The following is a 6717-nucleotide window of genomic DNA, read 5'->3' on the forward strand; positions in this document are numbered from 1 at the left end:
ATACCTAAAAGGGAGGTGTGAATTATGAGAAAAGTATTAGTTATTTCAAGTTTATTTATTATTTTATTTGCATTTTTTGGTTGTTTAAACTTATTTGAAAAGACTACAACGGTTTCGTTGCTTTTAACAGATAGACCAGTTTCAGATATTGATAAATTAACAGTTGATATTTCTTCCTTTACATATCATTACTCAGTAGGTGATGAGGAAGGGCAATGGGCAACACCTACTAATGTTGCAACTACTATAGATATATTAAGTCTTGCTGGAACAGAAGTTTCATGGTTTAATATTGAACTTCCTGAAAATGCGTCATTAACTCAGTTAAGACTAACAATTGAAGAAGCTACTGTAACAGTTGGAGGAGAAGAATACCCTGTAGAAGTTAAAAATAAAGATGTTAAAGTAATTAAATCTGCATTAAACATTCTAAGTGGTGGGGAATTAGTACTTGATTTTGATTTAGCACGTTCTCTACATCAGAAAGGATCATCAAATGTATATATTTTAAATCCAGTGTTAAAACCAACATTTAGAAGAGGAAAGTTGTATTTTATAAATGGTGAAGTTCTTGAATTCGGAAATCCTTTAAAATTGTCTATAGTAGCTTTAATGCCTACTGATGAATCAACTGTATTAAGAATTACGATGACTAACAAGTATGGAGAATTTAATCTTGGAAAGTGGAAAGATGGTGAATATCTAATAAAAGTGTATAAGAATGTAGAATTACCAGACGAAACTGGAGATTTGGATTTGTTGTCGCTTACTGAAGATGCTTCTGAAATTGTAACTGTAAGTGGAGAAGATGTGTTCAGAACCATAAATGTCAAATAATTAGTATCAAAAATTACAACAAAAGCAGCCGCATGTGCGGCTGCTTTTTATTTTGCTATTGATATATTTATCCTCTTAAATAAATTAAGTATAGTACAAACAAGAATGCAAGAATCCAATTGAGCCAGTGAACATCTTTTGTTTTACCGCTGAATGTTTTTACGATTGGATAGACAATTAAACCGAGTGCTATACCATTTGCAATTGAATATGTAAGAGGCATTATTATCATTGTTATGAAGGCAGGTAGTGCTTCTGTTATATCATCCCAGTTAACACCTTTGAGACCTTTAAGCATTAACGCTCCAACAAATATAAGAGCGGGTGCGGTAGCTGCAGCTGGAATGCTCATTCCAAGAGGTGCAAAAAACAGCATTAAAAGCATTAAAATTGCAACAACTACTGCAGTGAGTCCAGTTCTTCCTCCTTCTGCTATACCTGTACTACTTTCGATATATGTAGTAACTGTAGAAGTTCCAAATAATGCACCTACAGTTGTTCCAACCGCGTCAGAAAGATAAGCTCTGTTAGCCCTTGGAAATTCACCATTTTTAATAAATCCTGCACTTTCGGCAAGTCCTGTTAATGTTCCAAGAGTATCGAAAAAGTCAACAAAGAAGAAAGTAAATACGACTATCCAGAATGTTCCACTTGCAAGATCGGCCCATGAGAATTTTTCAAACAATTTGAAAAATGTAGGAGAGATATCTGGTATTTTTCCTACTACACCTTGAAAGTTTGTTACATTAAAAGCAGGTATCATCCCTATAAATGTTGATGCTAGAATACCTATTAAAATTGAACCAGGAACTCTAAGTGCAAACAAAATAGCGATAATGAAAAATCCGATTATTGTTACTAAAGCAGTTGGAGAAGTTAAGTCACCAAGTGTTACGTAAGTTACACCATCAGCAACTACTATACCAGCACTTTTGAGTCCTATAAATGCTATGAAAAGTCCTATACCAGCACTTGTTGCAAGTTTAATTGAATTTGGTATTGCTTTAACTACAAATCCTCTAACGCCGCTAACTGCAAGTAAAATGAACAATATACCTTCTACAAATACTGCGGCAAGTGCAACTCTCCAATCAATTCCTAGTTTTCCACAAACAGTGAAAGCAAAATATGCGTTAAGCCCCATTCCAGGTGCAAGTGCAAATGGATAATTTGCCCAAAGTCCCATAATTAAAGTTGCAGTTGCGGCACCTAATATAGTTGCAACCATGAATGCACCAAAAAACTGTGCGTAAAGAGGACTATCAGGAGTTGCACCGGGAATAACGTTGATCAAGATGTTTGGGTTTACGAATATGATGTAAGCCATAGTTAAAAATGTAGTAATACCTGCAATAATCTCGGTCCTGACAGAACTGCCACTTTCTTTCAGCTTAAAGAACTTTTCCATACTCTCTCCTCCCCCTTGAGAAATAAAGATAGAAAAAGCTTTATTTTATTTGGATTTTTGTTTTTCTAGCAAATTCTACCATAACCCCATCCACTATAATGTTATCTATATCCATATGCTCTACAAATTCTACGATCATTTCTTCTAATTCCTTTTTCTCTCTGTTTAATTCCTTTATTGTTTCTTTTACCTTTAAATATCTCCTGACTAATTCTTCGAGTGTGTTGTTTTCCATTTTATTCTACCTCCTCTATAGCCTCTTTTATTTTTTGAACAATTATTTCAATTTCTTTTTCTTCTAATTCTGGGAATATTGGTAGAGCAAGAGTTGTTTTGGAAAGTTCTTCTGAAACAGGGAGATTTCCTTCTTTATATCCTAAATAAGCGAAACACTTTTGAAGATGAAGCGGAACCGGATAATAAAGGCTCGTTCCTACTTTGTTTTCCGATAGATATTCTCTAACCTTTTCTCTTATTTTATTACTTTTGAATTTTACTACATATTGGTGGAATACGTGGTATTTGTATGGTTTATTAAGAATTTTCGGATATATTACTTCTAATTTGTGTTTTTCAAATTCTTCTTTGTATTTTTTGGCAATTTTAATTCTATTTTCAGTCCATGAATTTAGATATTTAAATTTAACATTTAAAATTGCAGCCTGAATTTCATCTAATCTTGAATTAAAACCTATTTCTTCATGAAAATATTTCTTTTTTGCACCATGTACTCTAAGCATTTTTGCCTTTTCATATATTTTTTCATCGTCTGTTACGATCATTCCCCCGTCGCCATATGCCCCTAAATTTTTAGTTGGAAAGAATGAAAAAATAGCAGCATCTCCAATGCTTCCGCTTTTTTTGACTTGACCATTTAAAATCCCTTCTGAGCCTATTGATTGAGCACAATCCTCAAGAATTTTTATGCCATACTTTTCTTTTAAATAATATAGCCCTTCAAGATCAACAGTCTGTCCAAAAAGATGAACAGGGATTATACCAAATACCTTTTCCTTTTTTAGTATCTCTTCAACCTGATTTAGATCAATGTTATAGGTTTCACTGTCAACATCTACAAATATAGGGATACCACCATTTCTAACAATTGCCGAAGCTGTAGCAAAAAATGTATATGGAGTTGTTATTACTTTATCACCTTTTTTAATTCCCATTGCTTTTAATGCAATAACAAGTGCATCGCTTCCATTTGCAACACCTATTCCAAATTTAACACCAATAAAATTTGCAATATTTTGTTCTAATCTTTCAACTTCTTGTCCTAGAATTACCCTTCCATTTGAAAGAACATTATCAATTGCTTCGATTATTTCTGATTTGATTTTTGAATATTGTCTTGTAATATCAAATAAAGGTATCATCTTTTCCCCTCCCACTTGCAGTATTTTGAAATTGGGCATATTTTACAATTTGGAGATACAGGTTTACATACTTTTTTTCCAAATTCCACCATAGAACCATTGATAGGCCCCCAAAGATTTTTAGGAAGTATTTCCATGAGTTTGAATTCAGTTTCTTCTGGAGTTTTTGTATTTACCCACCCAAGTCTGTTTGAAATCCTATGAACGTGAGTGTCAACTGCTAATGCTGGTTTTGAAAAAGAAACGTATAAAACTATATTTGCTGTTTTTCTACCAACACCTGGGAGTTTTAAGAGTTCTTCTAAACTATCTGGTACTATTCCAGAGTATTTTTCAACTATTATTTTTGAAATTTCTATGATTCTTTTTGCTTTTTGCCTGTATAAACCTGCTGGTTTTATTAATTCATATATATCTTCTTCTTTTGCTTTTGAAAGTTCAAGCGGTGTTTTATATTTATTAAAAAGATTTTCAGCGGCAATTTCGGTATTTTCATCTTTGCTTCTTTGACTTAGAACTGTTGTTATTAAAACTTTAAAGGGATCTTTTTCTTTATGATCCCTTGGAAAATTCTCAATTATTAACTTTGCAACTTTTTCAATTTCCATATTTTTCCTCCAATAACTTTCTTGCAACCTTTTCGTCATTTTTCATTTGCTCAATTAAAGCATCGATACTATCAAATGTTGTTTCTTCCCTCAAATATTCAAGGAGTTCAACTCTAATTTCTTTGCCGTATAAGTCTTCGTTAAAATCAAGAATGTAAACTTCGTATTTAACGCTTTTTGTTTTTTCAACAGTTGGCCTTAGTCCGATATTCATTAATCCAAAATGTAATTTTGGTGTATAAACTTTACATAGATAAACTCCAAATTTTGGAGTAATTAACTCTTTGGATCTTCTAATATTTGCTGTTGGAAAGCCTAATTTGCGTCCAAGTTGTTTGTCTTTGTATACTTTTCCATAAATAGGGTAATTTCTTCCAAGAAGGTAATTTACCTTTTGAATGTTGCCTTCTTTCAATAGCTTTCTTATTAAAGTACTACTTACTCTCTTACCATCTATTATTAGATCATCGATCACCTTAAGATTAATATTTTTTTCCTTTGAAAGATTTTCAAGTAACTTTATATCTCCTGCAGCATTTTTTCCAAATCTAAAGTCTTGACCAACTACTATTGCTTTGGTGCCTTTTGAAATAAAATCAAAAAAATCGTAAGGTGAAAGATCTTTAATCTCGTGAAGATTTAATGTATAAACGTTGCCGTACATTTCAAGTAGGGTAATTCTATCTTCAAGTGAAATTAAGAGACCATCGAAATTTCCTGTATAATATTCCATTGGAAAAACTATTGTATATATTTCAGGAGATGCATTATATTTCTTTGAAAGATTTTTTAGAGAGTTTAGAATTTCTTGATGGCCTTTATGTACTCCATCAAATACACCCACCGTTACTATGCGCATATAACCACCTCAAATTGATTATACCATTCTCATTTTACACGATAATATAATAATTATTACACTTTCTTTAGTTTTGTAAATTTTCAGAATTTCCTTTTTTCTTAAAAATTTTCCTTATTAATTTGAAAGTATAGTATACAATAACTGCGAAAGCAACACCAAATGTAATGCCTGATAGGTCAATAATTACATCGTTTAATGAGGAACCACGATTGTAATACTGCTGGGTATATTCATCTAAAACTGCTATAAGATTTGGAAAGGTTATAGCAAGTAGGATCGAAAAAATATTTTTAATAAGCAGATGAAAACCAAAAAAGCTGATAAAACCTAGTATAAAATATAGGCCAAAATGTGCGGTTTTTCTTACTAACATTTCCGCAGGAACGTATTGGGTTTTGAACCATAATTTCTTTATAAGTATTTCCACCTTTTTAAACAATGTGGTATCTGAAAAGTCTATTATCTGATCTATTTTTCTTAATATCTTTGTGACAAAAGATGATTGTTGCGATGAATAAAGAGGATTACGTGAGGAAAAATAAAATATTAGTAAGATCCAAAGTATGATTATTATGAAAATAAAGATTGCTTTTTTCTTCATTTATTATCACCGTCATATTTAAAAAGTTCTAATTTGAAAATTATAAAGATTGAAAATAAGACAGAGATAAATAAAGAAATATATGGATTAAAAAGAAAATAAAATCCATTTAGTGAAAAGAACAAATATATTATTAGAAAAACAAATACAGCTTTTCTCCTATCTTTTACCTTTTCAAACACTTTATTAAAAATATTATTTTTGTCATTTTCTATCGAATGCTTTTTGTAGATTATTTTTCTAAATATACCCGCAGCTGTATCTAATAAATATGGTAAAAGAACTATGATAGAAGCAAAAAAGTATACATATCCCTTTGAAAGGGAAGAAATTACTGAAATTCCAAAAATACTTCCAATAGCGTATTTTCCTGTGTTTCCCAGGAAAATTTTTCTTGTTGAGAAATTATAAATTACATAAGCGATTAAAGAGCCAGAAATGGAAAGTAGAAAGTATTTATTGAATGGAACTGAGATAGTTAAAACTAAAAAAAGTGAGGAGATTAAAAATACAATAGAAAGAGGATTTCTTTTTTCCTCTTTATTTTGTATTGAGTTAATTATGAATATAAAGAATAAAATAGCTATTATTAAATCAACGGGATTTGATAAATATTGACTTACTGCAAGGTACCCTAATAATGCTTCTATAGAAAGCTTTATCAAATAATTTATTGTTTTAAAGTCAAGGTAAATACCTAAAAATCCAAATATAATAATATAAAATTTTTGAAAAATATTAAACGGTGTACAAAGTAATAGTGAAAAAATAATAGATAATCCACCAAAATATGGAATGTTATACTTAATAGATATTTTTCTTATTATAGGAAGTGATATAAGTGATAATAAAAACGAAAGAATAAAAGACCAGAGCATTTTTTCCTCCTATACTTCGTTTTTTTCTAATTTTTCTGTATTCTTTAAAATTTGGTTGAAAATTTCCAACTTTTCTGAAGCTTTTTCTACATGTTTTCCTTCAAGTAAATCGTATCTGATAGCATTTGAAAGCGATGGTGAACT

General features: G+C 30.8%; 8 protein-coding genes. 1 reads left to right on the forward strand and 7 read right to left on the reverse strand.

The annotated features are described in order from the left end of the window. The first annotated feature begins 24 nt into the window (after positions 1-24). Positions 25-837 (forward strand): DUF4382 domain-containing protein, encoded by an 813-nt coding sequence (locus OB7_RS08125; protein ID WP_114703007.1) that lies wholly within the window; start codon positions 25-27, stop codon positions 835-837. A 67-nt stretch (positions 838-904) separates the two neighbouring features. Here OB7_RS08125 and OB7_RS08130 read toward each other — a convergent pair whose 3' ends face one another. From OB7_RS08130 to OB7_RS08160, 7 genes are all read right to left on the reverse strand, one after another. Beyond that, positions 905-2245 (reverse strand): NCS2 family permease, encoded by a 1341-nt coding sequence (locus OB7_RS08130; protein ID WP_004100513.1) that lies wholly within the window; start codon positions 2243-2245, stop codon positions 905-907. Between the two features lie 40 nt (positions 2246-2285). Next, positions 2286-2480 carry a hypothetical protein gene (locus OB7_RS08135; RefSeq protein ID WP_004100515.1) on the reverse strand — a complete coding sequence of 65 codons (195 nt, stop codon included), beginning with the start codon at positions 2478-2480 and terminating at the stop codon, positions 2286-2288. 1 nt (position 2481) lies between these two features. Further along, positions 2482-3624, reverse strand: a complete 1143-nt coding sequence (locus OB7_RS08140; RefSeq protein WP_114703008.1) for a DegT/DnrJ/EryC1/StrS family aminotransferase — start codon at positions 3622-3624, stop codon at positions 2482-2484. Then, entirely contained in the window at positions 3621-4232 is a 612-nt protein-coding gene (gene nth / locus OB7_RS08145) for an endonuclease III (RefSeq protein ID WP_004100519.1), read from the reverse strand. The genes OB7_RS08140 and nth overlap by 4 nt, the downstream gene beginning before the upstream one ends. Continuing rightward, positions 4222-5091 (reverse strand): bifunctional riboflavin kinase/FAD synthetase, encoded by an 870-nt coding sequence (locus OB7_RS08150; RefSeq protein WP_114703009.1) that lies wholly within the window; start codon positions 5089-5091, stop codon positions 4222-4224. The genes nth and OB7_RS08150 overlap by 11 nt, the downstream gene beginning before the upstream one ends. Positions 5092-5158: 67 nt before the next feature. After that, positions 5159-5695 (reverse strand): VanZ family protein, encoded by a 537-nt coding sequence (locus tag OB7_RS08155; RefSeq protein WP_114703010.1) that lies wholly within the window; start codon positions 5693-5695, stop codon positions 5159-5161. Next, positions 5692-6573: an MraY family glycosyltransferase gene (locus OB7_RS08160; protein ID WP_004100524.1), complete on the reverse strand. Its 882-nt coding sequence runs from the start codon at positions 6571-6573 to the stop codon at positions 5692-5694. The genes OB7_RS08155 and OB7_RS08160 overlap by 4 nt, the downstream gene beginning before the upstream one ends. Positions 6574-6717 lie beyond the last annotated feature (144 nt).

The organism is Thermosipho africanus Ob7, from assembly GCF_003351105.1.
Taxonomy (GTDB): domain Bacteria; phylum Thermotogota; class Thermotogae; order Thermotogales; family Fervidobacteriaceae; genus Thermosipho; species Thermosipho africanus.